The 24234-nt window shown below is 66.0% G+C and carries 24 protein-coding genes; 5 read left to right on the top strand and 19 right to left on the bottom strand.

All coding sequences use genetic code 11. The features are described from left to right. Position 1 precedes the first annotated feature (1 nt). The 11 genes from tssK to HNO53_RS00425 all read right to left on the bottom strand — a co-directional run bounded on the left by tssK (position 2) and on the right by HNO53_RS00425 (position 12287). Positions 2-1336, bottom strand: coding sequence for a type VI secretion system baseplate subunit TssK (gene tssK, locus HNO53_RS00475; RefSeq protein ID WP_209475271.1), 1335 nt, complete (start codon positions 1334-1336; stop codon positions 2-4). Next, on the bottom strand, positions 1336-1857 hold the full coding sequence (gene tssJ / locus HNO53_RS00470; RefSeq protein WP_420827861.1) for a type VI secretion system lipoprotein TssJ: 522 nt from the start codon (positions 1855-1857) through the stop codon (positions 1336-1338). The genes tssK and tssJ overlap by 1 nt, the downstream gene beginning before the upstream one ends. Positions 1858-1928: 71 nt before the next feature. Beyond that, positions 1929-3311 (bottom strand): type VI secretion system-associated FHA domain protein TagH, encoded by a 1383-nt coding sequence (tagH, locus tag HNO53_RS00465; protein ID WP_209475267.1) that lies wholly within the window; start codon positions 3309-3311, stop codon positions 1929-1931. 5 nt (positions 3312-3316) lie between these two features. Further along, positions 3317-4336, bottom strand: a complete 1020-nt coding sequence (gene tssG, locus HNO53_RS00460) for a type VI secretion system baseplate subunit TssG (protein ID WP_209475265.1) — start codon at positions 4334-4336, stop codon at positions 3317-3319. Beyond that, positions 4300-6063: a type VI secretion system baseplate subunit TssF gene (gene tssF, locus HNO53_RS00455; RefSeq protein WP_209475264.1), complete on the bottom strand. Its 1764-nt coding sequence runs from the start codon at positions 6061-6063 to the stop codon at positions 4300-4302. The genes tssG and tssF overlap by 37 nt, the downstream gene beginning before the upstream one ends. A 74-nt stretch (positions 6064-6137) precedes the next feature. Continuing rightward, positions 6138-6569 carry a type VI secretion system baseplate subunit TssE gene (gene tssE, locus HNO53_RS00450; RefSeq protein ID WP_209475262.1) on the bottom strand — a complete coding sequence of 144 codons (432 nt, stop codon included), beginning with the start codon at positions 6567-6569 and terminating at the stop codon, positions 6138-6140. Between the two features lie 15 nt (positions 6570-6584). After that, on the bottom strand, positions 6585-8066 hold the full coding sequence (gene tssC, locus HNO53_RS00445) for a type VI secretion system contractile sheath large subunit (RefSeq protein ID WP_209475259.1): 1482 nt from the start codon (positions 8064-8066) through the stop codon (positions 6585-6587). Positions 8067-8149: 83 nt separating this feature from the next. Beyond that, entirely contained in the window at positions 8150-8659 is a 510-nt protein-coding gene (gene tssB / locus HNO53_RS00440; protein WP_209475257.1) for a type VI secretion system contractile sheath small subunit, read from the bottom strand. A gap of 510 nt (positions 8660-9169) precedes the next feature. After that, a complete protein-coding gene (gene dxs / locus HNO53_RS00435) occupies positions 9170-11080 on the bottom strand; it encodes a 1-deoxy-D-xylulose-5-phosphate synthase (protein ID WP_209475256.1) in 1911 nt (636 codons plus the stop codon). 36 nt (positions 11081-11116) lie between these two features. Further along, entirely contained in the window at positions 11117-12025 is a 909-nt protein-coding gene (locus HNO53_RS00430) for a farnesyl diphosphate synthase (protein ID WP_209475254.1), read from the bottom strand. Further along, positions 11991-12287, bottom strand: a complete 297-nt coding sequence (locus HNO53_RS00425) for an exodeoxyribonuclease VII small subunit (protein WP_209475252.1) — start codon at positions 12285-12287, stop codon at positions 11991-11993. Before HNO53_RS00425 ends, HNO53_RS00430 begins: the two co-directional genes overlap by 35 nt. A gap of 199 nt (positions 12288-12486) precedes the next feature. On the opposite strand from HNO53_RS00425, the gene serA reads away from it, so the two are divergent. Then, positions 12487-13737 carry a phosphoglycerate dehydrogenase gene (gene serA / locus HNO53_RS00420; RefSeq protein WP_209475250.1) on the top strand — a complete coding sequence of 417 codons (1251 nt, stop codon included), beginning with the start codon at positions 12487-12489 and terminating at the stop codon, positions 13735-13737. Positions 13738-13815: 78 nt separating this feature from the next. On the opposite strand, the gene HNO53_RS00415 is transcribed toward serA, so the two are convergent. Then, positions 13816-14490, bottom strand: a complete 675-nt coding sequence (locus HNO53_RS00415; RefSeq protein WP_209475248.1) for a Fe2+-dependent dioxygenase — start codon at positions 14488-14490, stop codon at positions 13816-13818. A gap of 151 nt (positions 14491-14641) precedes the next feature. On the opposite strand from HNO53_RS00415, the gene HNO53_RS00410 reads away from it, so the two are divergent. Beyond that, a complete protein-coding gene (locus HNO53_RS00410; protein WP_209475245.1) occupies positions 14642-15640 on the top strand; it encodes a hypothetical protein in 999 nt (332 codons plus the stop codon). Between the two features lie 160 nt (positions 15641-15800). Here HNO53_RS00410 and HNO53_RS00405 read toward each other — a convergent pair whose 3' ends face one another. The 3 genes from HNO53_RS00405 to HNO53_RS00395 form a co-directional block, all read right to left on the bottom strand. Beyond that, positions 15801-16142, bottom strand: coding sequence for a hypothetical protein (locus HNO53_RS00405; RefSeq protein WP_209475243.1), 342 nt, complete (start codon positions 16140-16142; stop codon positions 15801-15803). 74 nt (positions 16143-16216) lie between these two features. Then, positions 16217-16951 carry a maleate cis-trans isomerase family protein gene (locus HNO53_RS00400; RefSeq protein WP_209475241.1) on the bottom strand — a complete coding sequence of 245 codons (735 nt, stop codon included), beginning with the start codon at positions 16949-16951 and terminating at the stop codon, positions 16217-16219. Positions 16952-16991: 40 nt separating this feature from the next. After that, a complete protein-coding gene (locus HNO53_RS00395; protein WP_209475239.1) occupies positions 16992-18230 on the bottom strand; it encodes an amino acid deaminase in 1239 nt (412 codons plus the stop codon). Between the two features lie 117 nt (positions 18231-18347). Here HNO53_RS00395 and HNO53_RS00390 point away from each other — a divergent pair, with 117 nt between their 5' ends. The 3 genes from HNO53_RS00390 (at position 18348) to HNO53_RS00380 (ending at position 20617) form a co-directional block, all read left to right on the top strand. Continuing rightward, on the top strand, positions 18348-19139 hold the full coding sequence (locus tag HNO53_RS00390) for an enoyl-CoA hydratase (RefSeq protein WP_209475238.1): 792 nt from the start codon (positions 18348-18350) through the stop codon (positions 19137-19139). Positions 19140-19271: 132 nt separating this feature from the next. Next, entirely contained in the window at positions 19272-20117 is an 846-nt protein-coding gene (locus tag HNO53_RS00385; protein WP_209475236.1) for an IclR family transcriptional regulator, read from the top strand. Then, entirely contained in the window at positions 20114-20617 is a 504-nt protein-coding gene (locus HNO53_RS00380; RefSeq protein WP_209475234.1) for an Lcl C-terminal domain-containing protein, read from the top strand. The genes HNO53_RS00385 and HNO53_RS00380 overlap by 4 nt, the downstream gene beginning before the upstream one ends. Before the next feature lie 22 nt (positions 20618-20639). Here the strand turns inward: HNO53_RS00380 and HNO53_RS00375 are convergent, their stop codons facing one another. Genes HNO53_RS00375 through HNO53_RS00360 form a run of 4 tightly spaced genes read right to left on the bottom strand, consistent with a single transcriptional unit; the run spans position 20640 to position 24099 of the window. Continuing rightward, positions 20640-21149 (bottom strand): MarR family winged helix-turn-helix transcriptional regulator, encoded by a 510-nt coding sequence (locus tag HNO53_RS00375; protein ID WP_242597501.1) that lies wholly within the window; start codon positions 21147-21149, stop codon positions 20640-20642. Positions 21150-21182: 33 nt separating this feature from the next. Next, the gene (locus HNO53_RS00370) at positions 21183-22478 is read right to left on the bottom strand and encodes a TRAP transporter large permease (protein WP_209475232.1); all 1296 of its coding nucleotides are present in this window, start codon (positions 22476-22478) and stop codon (positions 21183-21185) included. Further along, entirely contained in the window at positions 22475-23026 is a 552-nt protein-coding gene (locus HNO53_RS00365) for a TRAP transporter small permease (protein ID WP_209475230.1), read from the bottom strand. The genes HNO53_RS00370 and HNO53_RS00365 overlap by 4 nt, the downstream gene beginning before the upstream one ends. Positions 23027-23043: 17 nt before the next feature. Continuing rightward, positions 23044-24099 carry a TRAP transporter substrate-binding protein gene (locus HNO53_RS00360; RefSeq protein ID WP_209475228.1) on the bottom strand — a complete coding sequence of 352 codons (1056 nt, stop codon included), beginning with the start codon at positions 24097-24099 and terminating at the stop codon, positions 23044-23046. Positions 24100-24234: the final 135 nt, after the last annotated feature.

Genomic DNA, 24234 nt, shown 5'->3' with positions numbered 1-24234 from the left:
CTTAGCTCCTGATCGCCCAGAACTGCATTTCAAGCCCGGGAAACTCCCCCGCCACGTGGAAGGCGAAGCCGCTGGCGCCGTCGAGCATGCTCCAGGCCTGGCTCTGCCGATCGAGGCGGAAGTAGCTGTAACCGGCGTGGTAGGGCAGTTCGCGCGGGGCCACCGGCAGCGGCTCCAGCGGCACGCCGGGCAGCTGCAGGCTGATGAGATCGCGGATGCGCTCGACGCTGGCCACCTTGGTCTGCTGCAAGAACAGCTTGCGCAGCCGCTCGTGAGGCATGTCGGCACGCACCGCGAGGATGAAGTCGGCGCTGTCGAGCAGGGCCGGGTCGGCCAGCGGCGCCACCAGCAGGCCATAGCGCCGCGACTGCAGCTGGATCGCCAACGCCCGCGGTTCGAGCACTGTGGAGAGCGCCTGGCGCAGGCTCTGCATCAGCTGGCGAAAGGCGCGCTCGGGGTGGTCGTGGTCGTAGGCCGGATACTCCGGCGGCAGCCGCGACTCGTCGGTGAAGGTGACCAGCTCGCTGGCGGTCTCGAGCATGGTGGCGAACAGCCGCTCCGGATGCAGGTGACCCAGGCGCGCCAGGTGCTGGAAGCGTGGCTGGGCGCGATTGAGCAGCTGCAGCAGCATGAAGTCGGAGACATCGGCCACGCCGGCCTGGTGCGGCGAGGCGAGGCGATGGGCGATGTTGCGTGCACGCTCGCGCATCAACCCGGCCATCTCACCGACGAAGCGCTGCAGCACGGGTGCCGCCTGGACGTTGAGCAGCGTGGGAATGAACTGCTCGTCGAGCACCAGACTGCCGTCGGGTCGCCGCTCGTGGATGCGCGCCACCGCCAGGCAGGCGTAGGCGCTGCGGTCGTCGCGCTCGAGCAGCAGCCGTGGCGCGACCCGGGCGACCTCGAGCATGGCGGTGTCGCCATCGCGCGAGTGCAGGTCACGCACACTGCGCTGCGCCAGGCGGTAGCGTGTCGGCAGGTCGTCATCAGGCCAGCGCACCTCGCCCACCGCATCGGTGGCCAACGGCAGGCACAAATAGACGAGCTGGTTGGCGATGGCGGCATCGTCGATCTCCAGCGGCTGCGGCTCGATATCGTCGTCGGGCAGTTGAAAGGCCGTGCCGTCAGGCATCACGCCGCTGGCGCGGCTGATGGCGATGCGGCCGAAGCTGAGGTATTCGGCGTTGAGTTCCAGCGTCTGAAAGCCGTACAGCGCATGGCTGACGCCACGCAGACGCGCCTCGAGCAGCCCCTCCAGGCTGCGCTGCTGCTGCTGGAAGTGCTGCGGCTTGATGAACAGCCCTTCACTCCAGACCACTCGGTTGCGGCTGGCCATCAGTCTTCCTTCCTCAGCTCGGCTTCGTCGGCACGCAGATGCACCAGCAGGTGGTAGTCCTCGCTGTGCGACGTGACTTTGACCACTTTCTTCCACTGCGTCTGATCGGGGTCGCTGTAGAAGGCGATCAGACCGATATAGCGGGTCTCCTCATCGATCTCGAACGGCTCGTAGAACTTCCACTGCCCCGGCAGCAGGGTGAAGTCGTCATGGTCCAGATAGTTGGTGCCGAGGGCGCCTTCGAGGTCATCGAGCAGTTGAGCGTGGTCGGCCGCCATCAGCATCGAATCGTCCTTGAGCTGCAGGATCTGGAAGCGCAGCGGCGTGCCGTCGCCCTCGATGTTGGGATTGACGTCGGGCTCGGCCAGCATGGCGAGGTCGACCGTAGTCGGCCGATCCTCCGGATAGCCCACCGGAATCGAGGGGTCGCGCATTACCTGCCAGGCCTTGCCGGCGGCCTCACGAGTCGAGGCACAACCGCTGAGAGCCAGTGTCAGCAGCGTCACCGCCACCCACAGCATGCAGCGTCTCGAGGCCAACTCGGTGCGCAAATGTCTTGTGCTCATATTTCTTTTGCCTCGTATTATCGTGCTCACTTGGCTTCGCGCTGCTGACGACGTACCGACTGGTCGTAGGCTTGTTCGAATACCTCCCAAAACAGCTTGGCGAAACCTTGCTGACGACCGGAATTGAGCTCCTGGTAGTAGTGGCGATACATCTCCCAGGCCCAGCTGTCTTCGTCCTCCAGTCGGTTGCCCGCGCCGCGGTAGGCATGGAAGCGCTTGAGCAGCGCATCGGGAGCAAAGGCGTCGAGAATCGCCTGCAGCGCCTCGCCGATGGCCTCCTCCACCGCCGCCTGATGCTGGCCCTGGTGGGCCAGGCATTCGGCTACGGCGGCCGGCGCCGAGAGGTGTACCGGGCTGCGGCGCGCGGAGAACATGGTTTCCACCGTTTCGCGGTAGGGTTGGCCCAGGCGCAGCGGGTTGTCCTCGATCGGCTGCAGGCGGCGGTCACGCAGCGGGTAGCGGCTGTCGTCCTGGGCGCGGTGCAGCGCCTGCAGGCCTTCGATGACGGCGCGCAGGGTCTGGCCGGCTTCGGCGACGAAGTTGAGCTGTTGCTCGCTGTCGGCGAAGCGTAGCTCGGCGCCCAGGGCGCGCAGCAGTGGATCGGTGCCGGCAGGCCCCGTGCTGGCGGGCACGGCATCCTGCCAGCGCTCCTCGAGCTGCTCACCGACCGAGCGCTCCAGATCGTTCAACAACCCTTCGTCCATTTCCCGGTTCATCTGTGTCTCGTCCTCGTCTCGTCGATTCGTCGTCGGCGCCGCCTCGCGACGTCCCTGCGGTTGATGTGATATGGCTTCGCTCCAGCCCGTCTCCTCCAGAGCCTCGAGCAGCGTTCCCTCGTCGCGTGCCGTCTCACCCTCGTGAGCCAGCGCCGTGAGTGGATCGCGCTGGCTGGCACCCGGCGTGGCCTCCCCCAGCGCCTCGAGCGGGTCGTCACGGCGCGGCGGTGGCGTCGCTGCCGGCATGGCGCGATAGGGCACCACTCCCTGGCCTGCCAGCGCCTCCTGCTCTTCGTCGATCAAGGCGGTAAGCGGCTGGGCGCCGGGCAGCCCGGCCTGACGGTCGCCGAGATGCACGCGCACGCGATACTCGCCGATGCCCAGCTCGTCACCGTCGCGCAGGGCGACCCGCCGGTCGCGGCCGAGCGGCAGCGTGGCGTGATTGATGAGGGTCTGGCCGCTGCGATCGATCAGGCAGAACTGCCCATCGAGCAGGCGGATCTCGGCATGTGCGGGGCGGATGAGCCCGGCATGATCCTGCAGCAGCCAGTCGTCGCTGCCGGCGCTCCCCAGGGTGCCGCCGCTGGCCGGAAAGACGTGGCTGCTGGTGGAGCGCCCTTCCAGGCGTTCACTGTTGAGCACTACCAAGGTAACGGCGCTGGCGGTGACTCGGGGCCGGGTGAGGTAGGACATTGCGTTTACCCTGTCATCTGGATGCGCACCCGGCGCCGCCGTGAGGCGGCACCGGATTCGGGGTTGACGAAAGTGGTCCAGCCGAGCTGACAGCAACCGTGATCGCCGAGCCGCATCGGCTGTACCGCACTTTCCAGCAGCTCCAGCTCCAGGTCGTAGGCCAGCGGCTCGCGCAGCACGAAGCTGACCAACGTCTTGAGCGGCGCGTGCTCGCGGCCGTCGGGCAGGAAGTCACGGAAGCGGGAAAGGCTGAGCCCTTTGAGGCACAGCGCGAACTTGCCGCCCACATCGGCGACCCGCTCGCCGGCCACCAGATCCTGGCCCAGGGTCATGGCGCTGCGACCGGTGCGGCTGCGCTGGTCCTCGGGGATCTCGACCCAGCGGTGCACCCACTGCTCGACGCCTACGTCATCGAGATCGAAGCAGTGGCCGACCACGCTCTCGACTACCTCCGGCGAGCGCGACCGTCCCGCCAGCAGGCCGGCATAGGCGAGCATCTTGCCCCAATTGATCGGCGTCTCGCCGCGCAGCTCCTCGTCGGCCAGCCCCACCAGGGCGAATACCGCGGCGGAGAAGCCGTCGCTGGCGCCGTCCTGGTAGCGCACGTAGTGGCGATACTTGCGCCAGCTGCGATGGACCAGGGTCAGCAGGCGGTGATTGAAGAAATCGAGGAAGTCGCGGGCGACCCCTTCATGGTGGGCCGCCTCATGGGCCAGCGTCTCCAGGTAGTAGCCGGGCAGCGGCGACTGGGCCCCCTGCAGGCCGAAGAAGCTGACTTCCAGCGCATATTCGCCGCTGGGGCGGGGCTCGAGTGCCACCACGTCGCTACCTGGGAAACCGAGCGATGCCGAAGCGCTGAAGCGCACCCGCTCGCGCCCCGGATGCCCACTGGCGGCACGCTCGAGATCGTCGTCGTGATGCCGATGCAGCAGTTCGACGAGCTGGAAGAAGTCATAGCGCCGGGCCCCCTCGATCAGGGCCGCCGGGGCTAGATCAGGGGCTGTTGGCCCGGCTGCAAGGTCCATGCGTAGCGTTCCTGGTTGTGGCGATTGACGACGTGCAGCTCGTGAAACGAATTGATGCTGGCGTAGAGCGAGAAGAACCGCGCCAGCACGCTGCCGAACAGGTACAGGCTGCCTTCGTCACCGAAGGCCTCCTGATCCAGGGTCATGACCGAGCGCAGCCCGCGTACCGGCAGCCCACGCTTGAGCCGGTCGATGGAGCGGGTCTCGATGCCCACCACCCCGGCCAGGCGCTTCTGTGACACGCGCTCGGCCTGACGGTCGACCAGCGCGCGGAAATCGTAGGCACGCAGTACCGAGCACAGCGCATCACGCTCGAGCAGCGACAGGTAGTTGAGCGAGAGATTGGAGATCAGCGTCCACAGCAGGCTGCCGTCCAGGGTCGGGCGCAGGGCCGACGTGGGCCGGGTGATGTTGCGGTAATCGGCGAACACCGGGCTGGTGTCGGTGGAGGCACAGATATCGCCGACCGCCAAACGCTCGGGCAGGGTGCGGTTGCTGCAGGTCAGGCGCAGCGAGATGGTCTCGCGCATGCCCAGGCAGGCCTGTTCGTCACCGCGCACGAAGGCGATGTCGTGGTCGAAACCGTCACCGCGGAGGCTGTCGCGTACCCGCACCCGGTAGTAGCGCGCCTCGCGCCCGCGGTCGCGCTCGATCTGGTGCTGAAAGCTCTCGAACGGCACGTACTGGCGCGGCTCGCCACGCATCTTGCCGCTGTCGCTCTCCAGCCAACCCTGCACCGCATCGACGCTGAATACCTCGTAGTGCGCCGGCGCACGGCTGCTGGGACGAATGCGGTATTCGCTACGCTCGCCGTTGAGGTCGATGGGGTCGGCGTCGTGACTGAACAGGTTGATCGCCGGTGCGCAATAGAGCGCCAGGTGCTCGTCGCGCACCTTGGCGTCGGCCGGCAGCGTGCGCGAGAAGACGAAGCGCAGCACGATGCGCGAGGCCTGCCGTGGCGGCAGCAAACGACCCAGCCCGACCAGATCGACGAAGTGGAAGGCCTCGGGAAAGCACAGGTACTCCTGCAGGATGCGATAGCCCTGGTGCACGTTGCGCGGATAGGGCAGCAGCGCATGACCGGGCTCGAAGCCCACCGGTACCAGCATGTCCCGCGGCAGCGGCATGACCGTACCATCCACCTCCAGCTCCAGGCGCGACAGGTAGTGGCCGAGCCACAGGTAGAGGCTGCGTGCGGTATACCCACCGCCGCCCAGGTGCAGGCGCAGGTGGTCGATGCCCAGCGCATCGAGCGGCTGATCGCCATCCACGTCGAGGGCAAGCTCGACGATCGAGGATTCCCGCGAGTGGCGCGCCTCGACGCCGCCATGCAGCAGCGGGTAGAGCGCCACGTCGTGGCAGGTGCGGAAGCGACAGGCGGTGCCCTCGATCGGCCGTGCCGCCATCATGCTGCCGGCGGCCACGTCCTGGCGACCGCTCAGCGCGCCCTGCTTGGGCGTGAACTGCATGATCGTCATGCTCGGCACCGGACGCAGATAGTTGGGCCACAGCATGGCGATCAACGAGTGGGTCAGCTCGGGGAATTCGTCCTCGACCTTCTCGCGCATACGCCCGGTGAGGAAGGCGAAACCTTCCAGCAGGCGCTCGACGTCCGGGTCGGTGCTGCGCTCGGAGAGGAAGCGGCTGAGACCGGGGTTGGCCTCGGCGAACTCCCGTCCCTGCAGCTTCAGATAGTCGAGCTCGTCCCGGTAGTATCGATTGAGCATGCGCGCCTCGTCCCTGATGCTTGTACTAGATGCTGGTTTGGCTCTATCAGTGTTCGGCGCCCGGTTTCAGGCACTCAGTTCAGGCATTGATAGCGCTTGTCGTTGAGCAGCAGATCGATGGTGGCCTGGCCATGGTCATGGCCCAGCTCCACCGTGGCATGCACCTGGAAGCGCAGCTGCAGCGGATCGCTGCCACGCGGCAGCGACTCCACCTCGACCCCTCGCACGCGCGGCTCGAAGCGCTCGATGCACTGGCGAATGGCGCGCTGGATGTTGCGTTCCAGATCGAGCACGCCGATGGTCGCATCGTTGAAGTCGAGCAGGCCCAGCTCCGGGGCGCACTCGCTGTGCCCCGGGTGGCTGTTGAGCAGGTCGACCAGGTGGCGCTTGATGGAGTCGACGATCTCGGCAAGGCTGGCCTCGGCGGCGATCTCCTCCGATCGCTCGGGGGCCGCCAGGCGCTCGAACAGTCGGCTGCCGAGCACGCCACCACGGTGAAGCGTCATGGCCGCGTCCTCCCCTTACTCCTTGTCCAGGCGTCCCACCAGCGACAGCTCGAAGTTGGCGCCCATGTACTTGAAGTGCGGACGCACGGCCAGCGACACCTGGTACCAGCCCGGATCGCCCTCGACGTCGGAGACCTGGATCGAGGCGGCCCGCAGTGGACGACGGCTGCGCACCTCGGCCGGCGGGTTCTCCTGATCGGCGACATACTGGCGAATCCACACGTTGAGCTCGCGCTCGAGGTCCTGACGCTCCTTCCAGGAGCCGATCTGCTCGCGCTGCAGCACCTTGATGTAGTGGGCCAGGCGGTTGACGATGAACATGTAGGGCAGCTGGGTGCCGAGCTTGTAGTTGGTCTCGGCGGCCTTGCCCTCTGGCGTATTGGGGAAGACCTTGGGCTTCTGCACCGAGTTGGCGGAGAAGAAGGCGGCGTTGTCGCTGCCCTTGCGCATGGTCAACGAGATGAAGCCCTCTTCGGACATCTCGAACTCACGGCGGTCGGTGACCAGCACCTCGGTGGGGATCTTGGCCTGCAGCTGGCCCAGCGCCTCGTAGGTGTGCACCGGCAGGTTCTCTACCGCGCCGCCGCTCTGCGGCCCGATGATGTTGGGACACCAGCGGTACTTGGCGAAGCTGTCGGTGAGCCGCTCGGCGAGCAGGTAGGCGGTGTTGCCCCACAGGTAGTGCTCGTGATCCTCGTTGACCGTTTCGCGGTAGTGGAAGGTCTTGACCGGGTTCTCTACCGGGTCGTAGGGCATGCGCAACAGGAAGCGCGGCGCCGTCAGGCCCAGGTAGCGGGCATCCTCGGATTCGCGCAGGCTGCGCCAGCGGGCGTACTTGGGCCCCTCGAAGATAGCCTTGAAATCCTTGATGTTGGGCAGCTCCTGGAAGCTGTCGATACCGAAGAAGCTCGGCGCCACCGAGGAGAGGAACGGCGCATGAGCCATGGCCCCCACCGCAGCGGTGAACTGCAGCAGCTTGATGTCGGGGGTCGATGGCGTGAAGTCGTAGTTGCCGATGATGGCGCCCACCGGCTCGCCGCCGAACTGGCCGTACTCGGCCGCGTAGACGTGCTGGTAGAGTCCGCTCTGGCTGAGCTCCGGGGCAAACTCGAAGTCCTCGAGCAGCTCCTCCTTGGTGGCATGGAGCAGGTCGAGCTTGATGTTCTGACGGAAGTCGGTGCGATCGACCAGCAGTTTGAGGCCGCGCCAGGCCGACTCGATCTGCTGGAAGCCGCGGTCATGCAGGATCTCGTCGACCTGGCTGCCGATCTTGCGGTCGAGCTCGACGATCATGCGGTCGACCACCGCCTTGTTGACCTGCGGCGTATCGTCCTTGCTCTGCAGCAGTTCGGCGATGAAGGCGGCCACGCCCTGCTTGGCGATGTCGTAGCCTTCCTCGCTCGGTGCCATGCGGGTCTGTGCCATCACCTGGTCGAGCAGCGACCCTTCGGCCTGGGCCTCGGCGGCCTGCCCCTGCGTTTGTGCCATTTCGCTCATAATCCGTGCCTCGAATCCTTTGCCTGACTGGCGTGCGCCGCGCTAGCGCCAAGCGCACACGGTGGCGTTGTCAAATGGATGCGTCAGTCGCGCGAGTCGTCTTGGGTGTCCAGCAGCTCGAGCTCGGCGAGCAGCTGTGCCCGCGCCTCCTCGCTCTCCATCAGCTTCTGCAGGCGATCACGGAAATTCGGCACGTTACCCAGCGGGCCCTTGAGGGCGACCAGCGCCTCGCGCAACTCGACCAGCTTGCGCAGCTCCGGCACCTGGCGTGCCACGCTGTCAGGCGTGAAGTCCTCGAGGGCTTTGAATTCGAGATTTACCGCCAGGTCGCCGGCGTCCTCGCCTTCCTCGAGGCGGTTGGGCACGCTCGCCGTCAGCCCGAGGCCGGCTTCACGCATCACCGACTGGAAGTTGTTCTTGTCCACCGAGACCTTCTCCCGCGCCTCGATCGGCGTGGCCTCGGCACCGCCCTTGAAGTCGCCCACCACCAGCAGCTTGAGCGGCAGCTCGGTTTCCGCCTGCTGATCGCCGGTGGCCGGCACGTACTTGATGTTGATGCGCTCTTTCGGCGCAACGGTTCCTTCCTTCGCCATGTTGAAGCTCCCTGGTGAGCCGCTCTGTTTGGGTGGAATCGCCCTGCTGGGTCGGCAACGTCCCACGCCCCACCCGCATCGGCCCGGTGTCATGACCTGCAGGCTGATGTCATCGATGGTAGGTGAGAAGCGTTATCCCCTTGCTCGTGAGGCGTGAGGGTAAACAGGCAGCACACGCGTGCCAAACGGCACTTTGGCGCACATGACAGTTACAAAGGCTTAACGCGATGCGGCATTGGCTTACACGATTCCGCTGCCAGTGCCGAAGCGGTGCGGATCGAACTCTTAATGCAGGCTCAGGACGACAGGCAATATCGCTAATGTCTTACAAAGCGTGTAGGAAATTAGCTACAACAATATAAGAGATATAGGGCAAAAAGATGCGCCAATCACCTCAACCAACACCCATATCGAAGGTGCAGAGGAGGTGAAAAATGCCAGTAGTGGCGACTGAGAAAAGTCGGCCGGGCGATTGCCCGGCCGCTAGAGATGACAGCGTCAGGGCGAGCTTCAGCCGAGGCGGGCGCGAATCGCCGCCTCGATTCCGGCGCTGTCAAGGCCGCATTCGGCCAGCAGTTCGGCCGGCTTGCCGTGCTCGACGAAGGCATCGGGCAGGCCCAGGTTGAGCAGGTCGACCTGTACGCCTGCGGCAGCGAGCAGCTCGTTGACACCGCTGCCGGCACCGCCGCTTACCACGTTCTCCTCGAGAGTCACCAGTAGGTCGTGGTCGGCGGCGGCGGCAAGAATCGCCTCGCGGTCGAGCGGCTTCACCGAGCGCATGTTGAGGTGGGTGGCGTCGAGCGCTTCGGCGACATCGGTGGCCGGACCGTTGAGGCTGCCGAAGGCCAGCAGCGCGATTCGTTTGCCAGGCTCGGCGCCGCTCCTGCGTCGCAGTTGCGCCTTGCCGATCTCCAGCGGTTCGAGATGGGCGGGTATCTCCGCGCCCGGACCGTTGCCACGCGGGTAACGCACCGCGGCGGGGCCGGGGTAGTGATAAGCGGCGCTGAGCATGGCACGGCACTCGGCCTCGTCGGCCGGCGCCAGGACCACCATGCCGGGGACGCAGCGCAGGTAGGAGAGATCCATGCTGCCATGGTGGGTGGGGCCGTCCTCGCCCACCAGGCCGGCACGATCGATGGCGAAGGTGACGTCGAGTTCCTGCACCGCCACGTCGTGGATCAGCTGGTCGTAGCCACGTTGAAGGAAGGTGGAGTAGATCGCCACCACCGGCTTCATCGCCTCGCAGGCCATACCGGCCGCCAGCGTCACCGCATGCTGCTCGGCGATGGCCACATCGTAGTAACGTTCGGGGTACTCCTTGGAGAAGCGGATCAGGTCGGAGCCTTCGCGCATCGCCGGGGTGATGCCAATCAGCCGCTCGTCGACGGCGGCCATGTCGCACAACCACTCACCGAATACGTTGCAGTACTTGGGTGACTTCTTCTTGACCGGCGCGACGGGCTGACTCGTCGGCGCATTGGCGTTCTTCTCCAGCTTGGTAATGGCGTGGTAGCCGATGGGATCGGCTTCGGCGGGCAGAAAGCCACGCCCCTTGCGCGTCTTGACGTGGAGGAACTGCGGGCCGTCCAGATCGCGAATGTTGCGCAGGGTCTGGATCAGCGTGGGCAGGTCATGGCCGTCGAGCGGGCCGATGTAGTTGAAGCCCATTTCCTCGAACAGCGTGGCTGGGCTGACCATGCCCTTCATGTGCTCCTCGGTGCGTCGCGCCAGCTCCAGCGCCCCCGGCAGGCGCGAGAGCACCCGCTTGCCCTCCTCGCGGAAGGTGAGATAGGGCTTGCTCGACAGGATACCCGCCAGATAGCTGGCAATACCGCCGACGTTCTCGGAGATCGACATCTCGTTGTCGTTGAGCACGACCAGCAGGTTGGCGTCCAGATGGCCGGCATGGGCCAGTGCCTCGAAGGCCATGCCGGCGGTCAAGGCACCGTCGCCGATCACCGCGCACACCCGGCGCCTGTCGCCGCGAGTGGCACTCGCCAGGGCCATGCCCAGCGCCGCCGAGATCGAGGTGCTGGAATGCCCCACGCCGAAGGTGTCGTAAGGCGACTCGGCACGGCGCGGAAACGCCGCCAAGCCCCCGTACTGGCGGATGCTGGGCATCGCCTCACGCCGGCCGGTGAGAATCTTGTGCGGGTAGGCCTGATGGCCGACGTCCCACACCAGCCGGTCGTGGGGAGTTTCCAGCGCGTGGTGCAACGCCACGCTGAGTTCCACCACGCCCAGGCCGGCGCCGAAGTGACCTCCGCTGCGACCCACGCTGTAGAGCAGGTAGGCGCGCAGCTCGTCGGCCACCTGCAGCAGTTGGGCGTTCGTCATTGCCCGCAGCGCCGCCGGCGTGTCCAGCGAATCGAGCAGCGGGGTCAGCGGGCGCTCGACTGGAATTACATCGTAGAGCTTCATGTGCGGTTCGGTCGTCCTGGCTGTCATGCCGTGTGGCTAGTGGTCGCGCTCGATCATGTATCGGGCCAGCTGGGCCAGCGGTTCACCCGCTTCTCCCAGCGGCGCCAGGGCCAGCAAGGCATGGTCGGTGAGCTCGCTGGCCTTGCGCTGGGCCCCCTCGAGGCCCAGCAGTGCCGGATAGGTCGGCTTGTCGCGCGCGGCGTCGGCGCCCGAGGCCTTGCCCAGGGTCCGGGTGTCGCCGGTGACGTCGAGAACGTCATCGTGTATCTGAAAGGCCAGGCCGAGCGCCGCGGCGTAGCGCTCCAACGCCGCAACGCGAGGATCCTGCTCCTCTACTGCCGTCAGCGCCCCCATGCGTACCGCCGCCCGGATCAGGGCACCGGTCTTGTGGGCGTGCATGGTGGCAAGTGCCTCGACGTCAGGGTGGCCGCCAACGGCGGCCAGGTCCAGTGCCTGGCCACCCACCATGCCGTCGCGGCCGGCGGCAGAGGCGAGGGTGAAGATCAGCGCCGGCAGACGCGGATGGGCGGCGCGAGCGAGAACTTCGAAGGCCAGCGTCTGCAGCCCGTCGCCGGCGAGTATCGCCGTGGCCTCGTCGAAGGCGCGATGCACCGTCGGCTGACCGCGGCGCAGATCGTCGTCGTCCATGGCCGGCAAGTCGTCGTGAACCAGCGAATAGGCATGGATCAGTTCGACGGCCGCCGCCGGCGCATCGAGTGCCTCGTCGCTTGCCCCCAACGCGCGTCCAGCCAGGTAGACCATTGCCGGCCGTAGGCGCTTGCCGCCTACCAGCAGGCCGTGTCGCATGGCCGCCTCGAGGCGCGGCGCCACGGCCCGTCGGGTGTCGAACAACTGCTCCAGGCAGGCGTCGACACGCGCCCGGTCGACGGCCAGGAGCGCTGTGAGCGAGTCAGTCTTCACTCTCGTCCTCCCCGGCCGGGGCATCGAAAGGAGCGAAGTCGGTGCTGCCGTCGGGCCGCTCGATCAGCGTGCGCACGCGCAGCTCGGCCTCATCCAGCCGGCGCTGGGCATCGCGGGTGAGGCGTACGCCCTGCTCGAACGCGGCGAGCGAGCCCTCCAGCGACAGCTCGCCGGACTCCAGCCGCTCCACCAGCTGTTCCAGTCTCTCCACGGTCGCCGCGAAATCGACGTCGGCTTCCTCGCTTCCCGCCGTACCGCTCGTCGCTTGCTTGTCACGCTCGGCCATGACACCTCTAGCTCGTCGCCGCTGATTACAGGAGGCACAGTATACACTCACTGCCCCAGGGGTCGTCTGCCTGCGCCGTGCAACGTGCAGTTCGCTCATCTTCGCGACGCAGCATTTTCATCTTCGCACGTAGCGGCTGTGGTAACATGAGCGCCCTGTTTTCCCGCACGCGGCGCACCAAGAAGGGGTTGATTCGACCATGGCCAAAACGTCCCTGGACAAGAGCAAGATCAAGATCCTGCTGCTCGAGGGCGTCCACCAGAGCGCGGTGGACAATTTCCTGAATGCCGGTTACACCAACATCGAGCATCTGCCCACCTCGCTCGACGAAGCCTCGCTGATCGAGAAGATCCGCGACGTGCACTTCCTCGGCATCCGTTCGCGCACCCAGCTCAACGAGCGGGTGTTCGCCGCCGCCGAGAAGCTCAACGCCGTGGGCTGCTTCTGCATCGGCACCAACCAGGTCGATCTCAACGCGGCGCTCGCGCGCGGCATCCCGGTCTTCAACGCGCCCTACTCCAACACCCGCTCGGTGGCCGAGCTGGTGCTAGCCGAAGCGATCATGCTGCTGCGCGGCATTCCCGAGAAGAACGCCCGCGCCCACCAGGGCGGCTGGCTGAAGAGCGCCAAGAACTCCCACGAGGCGCGGGGCAAGACGCTGGGCATCGTCGGCTATGGCAACATCGGTGCCCAGCTCTCGGTGCTCGCCGAGTCGCTCGGCTTCAACGTCATCTTCTACGACGTGGTGACCAAGCTCGGCATGGGCAACGCCAACCAGGTGGCGAGCCTTGAAGAGCTGCTGGCCCGTGCCGACGTGGTCAGCCTGCACGTTCCCGAGCTGCCTTCCACCAAGTGGATGATCACCAAGGACCAGCTGGCGCTGATGAAGCCAAGCGGTATCCTGATCAACGCCTCCCGCGGCAGCGTGGTGGTGATCGAGGACCTCGCCGAGGCGCTTCAGGCCGGTCGCCTCTACGGCGCCGCCATCGACGTTTTCCCGGTGGAGCCCAAGGGCAACGACGAGGAGTTCGTCAGCCCGTTGCGCGGTCTGCCCAACGTGATCCTCACGCCGCACATCGGCGGCTCCACCCTCGAGGCCCAGGAGAACATCGGCATCGAGGTCTCCGAGAAGATGATCACCTACTCGGATAACGGCACCACCGTCACCTCGGTCAACTTCCCCGAGGTGGCGCTGCCCGCCCACCCGGACAAGCACCGCGTGCTGCACATCCACGACAACGTGCCGGGCGTACTTTCCGAGATCAACCGGGTCTTGTCCGAGAACGACATCAACATCTCCGGGCAGTACCTGCAGACCAACGAGAAGGTCGGCTACGTGGTCATCGACGTGGACAAGGCCTACGGCCCCCAGGCCCTCGAGGCCCTGCGCCAGGTCGAGCACACCCTGCGCGTGCGGGTGCTCTACTCCGAGACCAACTTCGAGGACTGAGCCCCCTCCCGCTTCGCCGCGCCCGCCCGGGCGCGGCGTTTGCCCTCCCAGTTTTCGTCTCGCTGCCCAGCCTGCCCCCTATACCTCCGCCCACATGCGGATCAGGTTGGCCAGGCTCTTCGAAAGCATGTCGAAGGTGCGGGTCTTGCCGTTGGCCTCAAACTCCTGGCGTCGGGTGGTATCGAGGTCGAAAAGAATCTCGCGCTGCTGCGGATCGCGTACCTGGCTCTGGGCCCAGCCCACGGCGGCGAGCCGTTCGCCGCGAGTGACCGGCTCGACCCGATGCAACGTCGAGGAGGGATAGAGGATCATGGCGCCGGCTGGCAGCTTGTAGGTCTGCTCGCCCGCCGTCGAGTCGACCAGCAACTCTCCCCCTTCGTAACTGTCCGGCTCGTTGAGGAAGAGCGTGAACGACAGATCGGTTCGCATGGCACCCTGTGGCGTGGTCATGATCGCGTCGTCGACATGATTGCCGTAGGCCATGCCCGCCTGATAGCGACTGAACATCAGCGGTTTCATGCGACGTGGCCGCGCTGCCATCTGAAACAGCGGGTGAGACTGTAGTGCCTTGGCGACTTCCTGGCGTAGCTCGGCAATGTCGGGCCGACGACCGTCGGCCTGCTCGTTCCGCTTGACCGTGCGAGCATGCCATCCGGCAGTCTCCCGGCCATCGCGAAAGTCCGTTTCGGCCAGTGTGGACCTGATGCGTGACACCAGCTCCGCGGAGAGGACCTGGTCGATGCAGAGGATCATGGCAGCGCTCCAGTCGAGACGAGAATGGGCAAACGAGTATAACTAACCGCTAATCGTTTGCGTTAGGCTTTGCAAGTCGGCAGCCTATAATGGCCTAGACAACGGCCAAGCGGCCGAGTCCCCTGATAAACGCAATCGACAAGGAGTCGACATGTCCAATAATCTCCGCACCAAGCTTTGGGTCGGCGTGGGTACCAGCGTGCTGCTCGGCAGCAGCGCAGCTAGTTGGGCCGAACTCGCCCCCCCTACCGACTACACTCAGGGTCCCGACACGTTGCTGCTGGCCAGCTCCGAGCAAGGCGGCGAAGCGGGTCACGCCCACGCCGGCGGTGAAGGCGGCGAGGGAGGAGAAGGCGGCGAAGCGGGTCATGCCCACGCCGGCGGTGAAGGCGGCGAAGGAGGAGAAGGCGGTGGCGCTTCCGATCCCTACGCTGTCTTTGACTACCTGAATGAGTCTGCCGGCGGTGAAGGCGGCGAAGGCGGTGAAGGCGGTGAAGGCGGTGAAGGCGGCGACATAAATGCCAGCAACCCCGGCGTCTACTATACCAATCTGGCCATGATGAAGGGTCACCTGAGCGTCGCTCGCGATCTCTACCAGGCCGGTGAGGAAACGGCAGCCCAACCGCACTTCAGTCACCCGCTCGATGAGCACTACGAGCCGCTCGAGCCGGCGCTGCAGAGCCGCGGCATCGAGGGACTCGAGAGTACGTTGGCTGCGCTGGTCGATGAGGTCCGCGATGGCGGCAAGTGGGAGGACAACGCCGAAGCCTACACGTCCGCGCTCGACGCCATCGACGCGGCCATGCAGGACGTCGATGCAGAGCTGCGCGACGATGTGGCCTTCCAGAGTCGCGTTCAGCTGGTGCTGCTGCGCCAGGCGGCCCACGAGTACGAGGAAGCCGTAAAGGACGGCGAGTTCGTCAATGTCGTCGAGTATCAGGACAGCTTCGGCTTCGTCACGGTCGCCAAGGCTCTGTTGGAGAGCCACGCCGAGCTCTACGAGGACAACACCGTCGAGGAACTGAAGGCAGGCTACGAGGGGGCTCTCGAGGCGTGGCCGTCAGCCGTCGCTCCCCAGACGCCGGTCATGACCCCAGGCGAGCTTTCGGCCGCCTTGTTCCCGCTTGAAGCGGAACTCGGCAAGTACTGAAGTCAGTGACTACCGCAGGAGGGGCGCGGCCCCTCCTCGCTTACCTGCCGGGCAGCATACTTCTGCTCCGAGGATCAGCAATTCGCGCCAACATGACGCCATGGCACCTACAGCAAGTGCGACGTCGGCGGAACGTACCCGATGAGACCGTTCGAGCCTTTTACAGGCTCTGAATATCGATGACATAGCCAATGATCGGGTAGCCGGCCTGCTTGGCGGCTTTCTCGGCTTCGAGCTGTGCCTCCAGCTTGGAGATGCTGGTGGAGCGATGTTCGAAGACGGTGTCGACTTCCAGCTTGCGCGTCCTCACCGCCAGCCGGACCAGATGCCCGGTCCTGTAGGATTCGGCGGATTCACTGCCAGCGGTCGGTTTCGAGGGCTGTTTCCCCGGACGCTTGTCACCGGGCAGCTCGGGGGCAGGCGAGGTCTCGTGGCCGGGCTTCATAAAGGCATCGATTTCTCGCTTGACGCTCTGCTCGAACTCGCTCAGTTCGTCGCTCATTCAACCTCCATTGACAGAAGAAACCACCCCGTTCGTAACATATCAGAACGCCTCGCCGACCTGCTTAACGCAGGTTATGCCACCTCGGCCAGTGCCTGCAGGTAGCGAGGCGGGCCGCTTCGCCCCAGTAGCCTGAGGCCCGCCCACAGGCTCACCTGGTTGGCCGTCAGCACCATCCGGCCGGCCTCACGATTCATCGCCCCGACCCGTTCGAGCGTATTGATGGCGGTGTCGGGGACCAGAATCGGGTTGTCCGACGGGTACCGCTTGGCAAAATCGCGCACGGCAGCGGCGATGTCGAGCCGATGGGAGTCGGCCGCATAGGGACAGTCCAGCACCTGCAGCCCATCGACGCCGACATGGCTGTCGCTCAGGAAGGTCATCAGTTGCTCGGTCACTTCCGGCGGGTAGGGGCTGAGCAGGTCGACCCGCCGACAGGCGAGGGCCGCCAGCGCATCGCGAAAGGCCAGGGCGGTACTGGTAGCCGGCACCCCAAGCCACTGCGAGAGTTCACGCGACTGAGCGAATGCCCACTCCAGCCCGCCGATGAAGCTGCCGCTGGTACAGGCCCATACCACGGCCTGAACGCCACCCCCCTTCACCAGCCCCTCTGCTACAGCCGCCAGGCGCTCGGTGGCACCGAGCGACATCAAGGCCATATGCTCATGGTGGCCGTCGCTGAAAACCTTGCCCACCTCGATGGCGGGCAGCGTATCACCGAAGCCGTGGCGCTCGTTCAGCTCGTACCATTCATAATCGGGGGGACCATCCTCGGGCAACAGGATCCCCAGACGTGGATTGCCTTGCATCGCTACCCCTCACTCGGTCACACCGCGGAAGTGCCTCCGCCTAGAAACAGGTCTGCATTACCTCGACTACCTCGAGCCGCTCATCGACGCGACAGATCCGCCGCCACTTGTCGAAGGTCAGGCAGGGGTGAGAGGTGCCGAAGGCAACGATATCCCCCACCCGGACCCGTCCATTGCCGGCCTCGGGCTCCTCGCTCTCCCTCGGTAGCCTGACGAAGGCGTGCTGGTCCATCAGACGGATCACTTGCCAGCCCTGCACCGACAGGGCGCGCCCCCGTTCATCTCCCTCACGGTAGCGCCGCAGCGGCTCGGGCAACTGGTCGTGACCGATGTCGCGCTTGCCCATGCCGATGATGGCCAGCCCCGGCTCGGGGAGCGATACCACCTGAGCGAAGACCTCGAGCGCCGGCTTAAGCCCGCGTTCGATCCGGGGCTGCCGTTCGAGGATGTCGCGCTGCGCCTGTCGATAGATGCCATGATCGTGCACGACATAGCAGCCGGGGCGCAGCACCGGCACGAACTGTGCGCCCAGGTGCGCCTCGTGGAACACCTCGGCGATCAGGTCGTACCAGGCCGAACCCGACGCCGTGATCAGCGGCTGCGGCGTTTCGATCAGGGCATCGCGTTCCAGCCCCTGGGCCGCCTCGACCAGTTGCCAGGCATAGGCACGCACGGCGCGTTCGGGGTCGCTTCCGTGTACCACCCCTTCATAGCCCTCGAGGCCGGAGAGCACCAGTGCCTGCTCGCTGTCGATGCGCTCGGCCAGCGCCATCACCTCGTCGGTATCGCGGCAGCCGCAGCGTCCGCCCGGCAAGCCCAGCTCGATCAGTACCTTGAGGCGCAGGCCGCAGGCCGTGAAATAGCGTGCCAGCTGCTCGACGTTGGCGAGGCTATCGACCACGCAGTAGAAATCGGCCCCGGCTTCTATCAGCCCCGCGACGATCGCCATGTTGGCCTCGCCAACGAGCTGGTTAGCCATCAGAAGCCGGTTGACGCCATGGCGGAAGGCCGCCCGGCACTGGGGCGCCGTGGCCAGGGTAATGCCCCAGGCACCGGCAGCCAGCTGACGCTGGAACAGCTCGGGGCACATGGTGGTCTTGCCGTGGGGGGCCAGGCGTGCCCCGTGAGCGTCGCAGAAGCCTTGCATCCAGGCCAGGTTGTGGGCCAGCGCCGACTCATGGATCACGGCGGCGGGCAGGCTGACATCGGACAATAGCCGGGTGCCCGTTTGCGGCGCCCCCTTGTGCAACTCGTCGTGATCGTGAATCGAATCGTTCATGCTTCGCTCTCGCTGGGGGCGTCTGGCGGCAAGCCACACCTCTTTGGTCGCAGGGCTGACGAAAAGCCTACATGACAGGCTAGGCTGGTGACGGGCACGTTTCTACAGGATACGACAATGATGACAACTGTCGACGAGCGACCGGTGATTCGTCGCGACCAGCGCGGCGTCGCCACCCTTACCCTGAACCGGCCACGCCAGTTCAACGCACTGTCGGAAGAGGTTCTCAAGGCCCTGGGCGGCGAACTCTCCCGTCTGGCCAATGACGACTCGGTACACTGCGTGGTCATCGCTGCCGAGGGTCGCGCCTTCTGTGCCGGGCACGATCTCAAGGAGATGCGCGCCAATCCCGACAAGGCCTATTACCAGGAGCTGTTCGCCCGCTGCGGCGAAGTGATGCAGCGTATCGTCCAACTGCCGGTGCCGGTCATCGCCCGGGTCCAGGGCCTGGCCACCGCTGCCGGCTGTCAGCTGGTCGCCAGCTGTGACCTGGCCGTGGCCGCCAGATCGGCCCGCTTTGCGGTATCGGGCATCAACGTGGGGCTGTTCTGCTCCACCCCGGCGGTGGCGCTGTCGCGCAGCATCGGCCGCAAGCGCGCCATGGAGATGCTCTTCACCGGCGAGTTCATCGATGCCGAGCAGGCGCTCGACTGGGGGTTGGTCAATCGCGTGGCCGACGACGAGGCGCTGGATGACGTGCTCGGCGAGCTTACCACCAGCCTGTGTGCCAAGAGTCGCGTGGCGCTGCGCACCGGCAAGGCACTGTTCCAGCGTCAACTGCAGATGCCGCTGAACGAGGCCTACGCCTTCGCCGGCGAGACCATGGCCTGCAACATGCTGGCCGAAGACACCGCCGAGGGCATCGATGCCTTCATCGCCAAGCGTGAGCCACAATGGCGTCATCGTTGACCCCGCCTGAAGCGGCCGCCAGCAAGACAGTGGAAGCCATTTCCGCAATCGAGACAAGCCGGCCGCGAGCGGGTATCCTGTCGCTGGCCTTCCCCGCAAGGTCCGTCAGGCAATCGGAGAGGATGTACGCAGGTGAGTGAAGTCAAACGCAGAACGGCAGGGCGCCCGCCCGGCCCCGGCAAGAGCGCCAGCGGCCACAGCCAGTCGCTGGTGCGCGGGCTCAATCTGCTCGAGCGGCTGGCGGCGACGCCGGGCGGCCTGGCACTGTCGGAGCTGGCCGAGATGGTCGACCTGGCGCCCTCAACCACCCACCGCCTGCTGCAGGCTCTTCAGGGGCAGGGCTTCGTTGCCCAGGATAGCGAACTCGGGGTGTGGAAGATCGACGTCAAGACCTTCCGCATCGGCAACAGCTTCCTCGAGGCGCGCGACTTCGTCGCTACCAGCCGGCCTTTCCTGCGCCGCCTTACGGCGCAGACCGGAGAGACTGCCAACCTGGGCATCCGCGACGGCGCCACCGCCGTGTTCCTGGCCCAGAGCGAGTCGCCGCAGATGATGCGCATGATAACCCGGCTCGGCTCGCGCGCCCCGCTGCACGCCTCGGGCGTGGGCAAGGCGCTGATGGCCTGGCTGCCGGACGACGAGTTCGAGCGGGTGCTGGCCGAGCGCGGCCTGTCACGCGTCACCGAGAATACCCTGCATAGCCCCGAGGCGCTGCGTGCCAATCTCGCCGAGGTACGGCGCCAGGGCTTCGCCTGCGACCGCGAGGAACATGCCATCGGCCTGCACTGCGTGGCCGCCTGCTTGCACGACGAGCACGGCACCCCGCTGGCGGCGATCTCGGTTTCGGGGCCGGTGGCGCGCATTCCCGAAGCGCGGCTGCTGGAGCTGGGGGAACTGGTGAAACAGACGGCCAGCGAAATCACCGCTCGCCTCGGCGGGCGCGTGCCCGCCGATCAGGGGCAGGTAGCGGAAGCGTGAAGCAAGCGCTGCGCGCCGTGTTGGCGCTGAGTCTTGCCTTGACCGGCCTGAGCCAAGCCTCAGAGCGGTTCCGGTTTGTTGCAGAAGACCGGGTCGAGGATACCGGCAACGGGCTGGTGTGGATGCGCTGCAGTCTTGGTCAACGCTTCCACGAAGGCCGCTGCCTCAGCGAGGCGCAGCGATACAGCCTGTCCGACGCCGAGACCCGTATCGATGCCCTGGCCAGCGACGACTGTCCTTGGCGCCTGCCGCGTTTCTTCGAGTTGCGCGGCCTGATGCAGCCGAACATGGCAGAGGATACAGCCATCAACGGTGACGTTTTTCCCGATACCCCCGCTGGCTGGTACTGGACCCAGGTGAGTGCCGGCGGCCACTCGCAGCAAGACTGTTTCGTCGACTTCGCCGGCCGCGGCCGCACGCGCTGCAACATGGCCGGTCAGTTCCACGTACGCCCGGTCATGGCTACCAGTCAAGCCTCTCCCGCCTGCTTCGCCGATTGATTCTCGCTGGCCGCAGCAGCCCTCAGCCAATCCGCTCCAGCTGCCGCTCCAGCTTGCGCATCACGTTGAGCAGGTCGCGATACTCGCCGGCGGTAAGGGTCGCGACCAGCTCCGCCTCCCAGGCCTGGGCCTCGGGGATCAGCTTGGCCAGCAGCGCCTGGCCGGCGGCGGTCAGGTGGAGATCCTGCTGGCGCTGATCCTCGGGGGCGGGCGTGCGGCGGATCAGCCCCCGCTCCTCCAGAGCCTGGATCGCCCGCGACACGCGCGCCTTGTCCATGTTGGTATAGCTGCAGACTTTCTTCGCCGTTAGCTCGTCGCAGTGGCTGAGCCAGGCCAGAACCCGCCACTGGGCGATATTGAGCTGGTAGCGCTCCTCGTAGAGTTCGGCCAGCGCCTGGCTGATGCGATCGGCCAGACTGTTGAGCCGGTAGGGCAGGAACTGGTTGAGATCCAGCTCCTGCTTGGTCGATGGTTCGGCCAGGCTCTCGTCGCCCTCCCTGGCGAGGTTGGCCCGGCGTTCTTCCGTGTTCATCTCTCGAGACTCCTCACCTACGCTTGGCAGCGTTCAATAGAGCAGTTGCGGCAGGAACAGCACGATACCCGGGAATACCAGCACCAGCAATGCACGCCCCATCCCGGCCACCCAGAACGGCGTCACGCCGCGGAAGATCGTCCCCGTCGACACGTCCGGCAGCACCGCCCGCAGCACGAACACGTTCATCCCCACCGGCGGCGTGATCAGGCTGATCTCGATCACGATCACCACCAGAATGCCGAACCACACCAGGTCGAAGCCGAGCCCCGCCACCACCGGGAAGAACACCGGCACGGTGAGCAGCAGCATCGACATGCTCTCGAACACACAGCCAAGCAGCACGTAGATGGCCAGTATCACCAGGATCACCAGGAACGGCGCCATGTCGAGCCCGTTGACGAAGGCCAGCAGGTCGCTGGGCAGCCCAGCGCGGTTGATGAAGTTGGCGAAGATCAGCGCGGTGAGTACCACGGCGAACAGCATGGCGGTGGTGCGCACGGTGTCCATCAGCACGTTCATCAGGATCTGCGGGGTCAGCGCGCGACGCCACAGGGCGATGACGAAGGCCCCCATGGCGCCGATGCCCGCCGCTTCGGTGGGGGTGAACACGCCGAGATAAATGCCGCCGATCACCAGCACGAACAGCGCCAGGGTATCGCCCACGCTCTTCAGCGCCTTGAGGCGTTCGGGCCACTCGATCTTTTCCCCGGCCGGGCCGGCGTCGGGGTCGCGCCACATCACCCATTTCACCGCCACCAAGTAGAGCACGATGCCGAGCATGCCGGGGATGAAGCCGGCGGCGAACAGCTCGCGGATGCTGGTCTCGGTGAGAATGCCGTAGATCACCAGCATCACGCTGGGCGGAATCAGGATGCCCAGCGTGCCGCCCGCGGCGATGGAAGCCGAGGCCAGGGTGTCCTTGTAGCCGTACTTGCGCATCTGTGGCATGGCGACCCGGCCCATGGTGGCGGCGGTGGCCAGGCTCGAGCCGCAGATGGCGCTGAAGCCGCCGCAGGCGACGATGGTGGCCATCGCCTGGCCGCCCTTGCGGTGGCCGAGAAAGCCGTTGGAGGCGCGGAACAGAGCATCGGACAGGCCGGCGTGCGAGACCAGATTGCCCATCAGGATGAACAATGGGATCACCGACAGGCCGTAGTCCATGGCGGTGTCGATCACCCGCCGGGCGGCCATGGATTCGGCGGCACTCCAGTTGCCGGTGAGATAGTAGAAGCCAACGAAACCGACGATGCCCATGGCGAAGGCCAGCGGCACGCGCAGAAACGCCAGGATCAGCAGGGCGGCGAAGCCGTAGAGTGCTTCGATCACTTGTCACCTCCCGGGGTTCTCTCCGGGCTGAGGGGGCCGCCCCGCTCGAGCAAGCCGACGCCCTCGAGCAGATAGCGCAGCGCCCGCAGCAGGGTCAGCAGGGCGGAAACGGCCAGCATCACTGCCATCAGGTAGATCAGGTAGCCGACCGGGATGCGCAGGAACTCGGTCACGTCGCCCCAGGCGAAGGCCCGCGCCCCCAGGGCCCAGACACGACTTGCCATGACCCACAGCGCCGCGGTGACCACCAGGTTGACCAGCAGCTGGCGAATCCAGATCAGGCGTGACGGAAAGATGGCGTCGAGCAGATCGACGCTGACGTGCTCCTCGCGCCAGCACACCACCGGCAGCGACAGGAACACCAGCGCCGCCAGCATCAGCTGGGTCAGCTCGACGGTGCCGAGGATCGGTGAATTGAAGAAGAAACGGCCGGCGACGTCCGCCGTGGTCAGCAACATCATGGCGAAGAGGGTGGCACCGGCCACCCCCTCCAGCGTCAGCTGCATGACACGGCCAACACGTTGCCAACGAGTCGACAGGCTGGTCATGACGGGCTCCTGCTGGATTACTGCTGCACCACGCGAGACGCGATGCTCTCTTCCTCGGCCGCCACGTCGAGCTGGTCGCGGAAGAAGCTCAGGGCCTCACGGGCGTCGAGGTCTCCGCGGCTGACCTTGTCGGCCCACGTTTCGATCAGCTCGTCACTCACCTCGCGCAGCATGGCGATGTCTTCCTCGGAAGCTTGGGTGAAGGTGTTACCCAGTTCCTTGGCGAACTCGACGCCCCGCTCGTCGGAAACGTCCATCATGTAGCCGAACAGGCGCGACAGCTGTTCTCCCGACACGCTCTCGATGGCCTCGCGATCTTCCGCCGAGACTTCATCCCACACCATGGGATTCATGATGATGGCGAAGCTGCCGCGATAGAAACCGCCGTCCACGGTCAGGGTGTTCGGCAGCACCTCGGCGACGCGGAAACTGCGCAGCCCCTCGAGGGTCAGCATGGCGCCGTCGATGACGCCCTGGGAGGCGGCCTCGTAGACACCGGTGGGCGGCAACGCCACCCCGGTCACGCCGATGGCATCCGCCAGTTCGCTCATCAGGCCGCCGCCCGTGCGCAGCCGCTTGCCCTCGAGCTGGTCGAAGGTGTCGACCTGCTCGGCGGTGAAGATCTGGCCCGGACCGTGCACGCCGACGGCCATGACCTCCAGGCCGCGATGCTCTTCGCCCTGAGCGAGATGCTCCTGGAAGGTAGTCCAGTAGGCGGACGAGGCGGCTTCGGAAGAGAACTCCTTAAAAGTGGGAAATTCCGGCAGCTTGGTCAGCTCGAAGCGGCCCGGCATGTGGCCATGGAAGATCCAGCTGGCGTCCGCGACCCCGTCGGCGACCAGCGCCATCTGCGCATTGGGCGGGCCGAGATCCTCGGTGACCTGCAGCGTTACCCGGCCCTCGGTCGCCTCCTCGATCCAGGCCTTCCAGGTCGGCCAGACGATGGTGTTGATGCCGTGGTTCGGTCCACCCCAGCTGCTCACGTTGATAGTGGTCTCGGCCATGGCCGACGTACCGAGGCCAAGGCCCAGCGCCGCCACGGCGCCGATCATGAGGCGGTTGGTATTTGTCATTGCGTGCTCCTGGTCGTCACGGGAGGCGTGCTCGCGCCACGCTGTGTGCCTGCGTTGTTGTATCGCGGCTGAGCGCTATCCCGATGGTGGCAAGAGCGCAGCAGCCTTTTCGTTTCACGCTGTCACCATGCCGCC

It is taken from the genome of Billgrantia antri (genome assembly GCF_017868935.1).
GTDB lineage: Bacteria > Pseudomonadota > Gammaproteobacteria > Pseudomonadales > Halomonadaceae > Halomonas > Halomonas antri.
This window is presented reverse-complemented; position numbering and strand designations above follow the sequence as displayed.